The sequence below is a fragment of the Frankia sp. R82 genome, from assembly GCF_023716925.1.
Taxonomy (GTDB): Bacteria; Actinomycetota; Actinomycetes; order Frankiales; family Frankiaceae; genus Frankia.
In genome coordinates this window covers 1-2,732 of the sequence record NZ_JAMQQG010000121.1, presented here as the reverse complement: position 1 = coordinate 2,732, position 2,732 = coordinate 1, and the positions used below count along the sequence as shown (strand labels likewise).

The following is a 2,732-nucleotide window of genomic DNA, read 5'->3' as shown; positions in this document are numbered from 1 at the left end:
GCCATCGAGCACTCACCCGCACGCAACGCCTGAGCCGCCAGATGCAACGCCACCAGCGACGACGAACACGCCGTGTCGACACTGACGGCCGGACCTTCCAGGCCCAGCACATAGGAGATACGCCCCGACGCCACACTGTGCGCGCCGCCGGTGGCTCGGTATCCCTCCACGTCCCGGGCCGCGCCGGCCGCCGCCTGGAAGTCGTTCTCGATGATGCCGGTGTAGACCCCGACGTCACGGCCGTGCAGCGAGGACGGGTCGATCCCGGCCCGCTCCAGCGCCTCCCACGAGGTCTCCAACAGCAACCGCTGCTGCGGATCCATCGCCAACGCCTCACGCGGACTGATCCCGAAGAACCCGGCGTCAAAGCCCGCCGCATCGGCCAGGAAGCCACCGACACGGACAGACGACTTCCCTGCGGCATCAGAATCCGAGCCGAACAAGCCCTCCAGATCCCAACCCCGGTCGGTGGGGAACTCCCCCACCGCATCCGTGCCCGAGGACAACAGCTCCCAGAACCCGGCCGGGCTGTCGACACCACCGGGCAGCCGCAACCCCACACCCACGACCGCCACCGGTTCGTTCACGTGGCCCGGTGCCGCGACGGGCGCGGATACGGCGACGGTGCCCGCCAGCTGCGCGCTCAGGAAGTCGGCCAGCGCCGACGGGGTCGGATAGTCGAACACCAAGGTCGCCGGTAGCTTCGTCCCGGTCAGTGCCATCAGCCGGTTCCGGAACTCGACCGCGGCCAGTGAGGTGAATCCCGCGTTACCGAAGGTCTGGTCGGCCCGCACCAGATCCTGGTCCGCGGCGCCGAGAACGGCGGCCGCTTCGGCGCGGACCAGCTCGGACACATACCGCTCCCGGTCCTCCGGTGTCATCGCGGCCAGCTTCGCCGACAGGCCGTTCGCGGCCTCGGCGGCGCGGCGTTGCGGACCGGCCAGCAGGCGCAGCGGTCCCGGCACCTGCCCGTAGTGGCGGCGGAGCGCCGTCAGATCCAGCACCATCGGGACCAGCACCGGACGGTCCACCGCGAGCGCCGCGTCGAGCAGGGTCGTCATGTTCGGGACATCGTGGCCCCAGGCCAGGGACACGGCGGCCTCGCCGGTAGCGCGGCGCCGGGTGGCGAGCGCGTCGAGGTAGCCGTTCGCCGCCGCGTAGTTCCCCTGCCCTGGCCCGCCCATCACCCCTGTGGCGGATGAGAACACCACGAACGCGGCCAACCCCAACCCGCGCGTCAACTCATCCAGATGCGTGGCCGCATCCGCCTTCGGACGCAGCACCGTGTCCAACCGCTCCGGAGTCAGGCCGCCCAGAACCGCGTCGTCCAGGCCCTCAGCGGTGTGAATCACCGCGCTGAGCGGCGCCGATGCTCCAGCGAGCAAGGCCTCGACCTGATCACGATCTGCGACATCACAGGCCACGATCCGCGCCTGGGCGCCAGCGGTCTCCAGGTCCGCCTGGAGCTGTTCGGCCCCCGGTTCGGCAGGTCCCAGCGACGAAGCCAGAACCAGATTCCGGACCCCGTGCGCGGCGACCAGATGCCGGGCTACGAGGTCACCCCACGTCCCAGTCCCACCGGTCACCACCACGCAACCGGCACCCACACCCCCGGCCGCATCCTCTTCAACGACTCGGACGAGCCGTGGCACCTCGACCAGCCCGTCCCCCAGCCGAATCTCCCACTCCCCATCAGCGGCGGCCTGCTCCAGCAGACCCGCGAGATCCGGAAGCTCCGCGGTCCCAGGGCCGAGATCCACCAGCAGGATCCGACCGGAGTTCTCCGCTTGGGCCGAACGCACCAGTCCGGCGACCGCAGCCGCGACCGGGTCACCACCCGCACCCCGAACCACCACCGCCAACCGAGCCCCAGCAAAAACCGACCCGGACGTGAACGCCTGCAACACCTCCAACACCCGCGCCAACACCACCCGCACCCGCACCAACTCACCCGACTCAGAACCGGCGGCATCGACGCGCCGGTCGACGCCACAGGAAACGAGCAGGTCCGCGTCCAAGACCAGCCACTCCGGCACGTCCTCGACCAAGGACTCCAGACCCGCCACATCCGCGATCGCGGCGCTGCTCGTCCCCTTCGCAGGCTCGGTGCCGGAAGCCGTAGAGGCGCTGTCGGCCAGGACGGAGAGAGGGGACCATTCGACCGCGAACAACGCGCCATGGGCGGCGGGAGCGTTGAGATCGTTGGCGGTGAAAGGTCGTGAGGCGAGGGCTTCCATGGTCAGGACCGGCTCGCCGGCGGTGTCGGCCAGGTTCACCTTCAAGCCATCAGGACCGGGGGTGGCGCGGACCCGAAGCGCGGTGGCGGCGGTGGCGTAGAGAGTGACACGGTTCCACGCGAACGGCATCTGCACGCTGTCGGTGTCGCCCAGGGGTGTCGCGGCCATGGAGACGTGCAGGGCGGCGTCCAGGAGAGCCGGGTGGATTCCGTACCCGGCCGCGTCGGCGCTCTCGGGGAGGGCGACCTCGCCGAGCATCTCCCCTTCCCGGGTCCAGACCGCGGTCAGGCCCTGGAAGGCGGGCCCATAGGCGTAGCCGAGGTCGGCGAGGCGTTCGTAGAAATCCTCAATCGGGACCGGTTCAGCGCCCGGTGGCGGCCAGGCCCCGAGGTCAGCGACGCCGTCCTGGACGATCGCAGCGGCAACGGGAGCGAGGAAACCCTCGGCATTGCGCTCCCACCCCTCACCACCCGAAGGACGCGAACGGACCGACAC

The 2,732-nt window shown here is 70.4% G+C and carries 1 protein-coding gene; it reads right to left on the bottom strand.

Features of this window, described 5'->3' with window-relative positions:
* Positions 1 to 2,732: SDR family NAD(P)-dependent oxidoreductase (locus ND747_RS16015; protein WP_251734418.1), on the bottom strand; the 2,732-nt coding region annotated here is incomplete at both ends.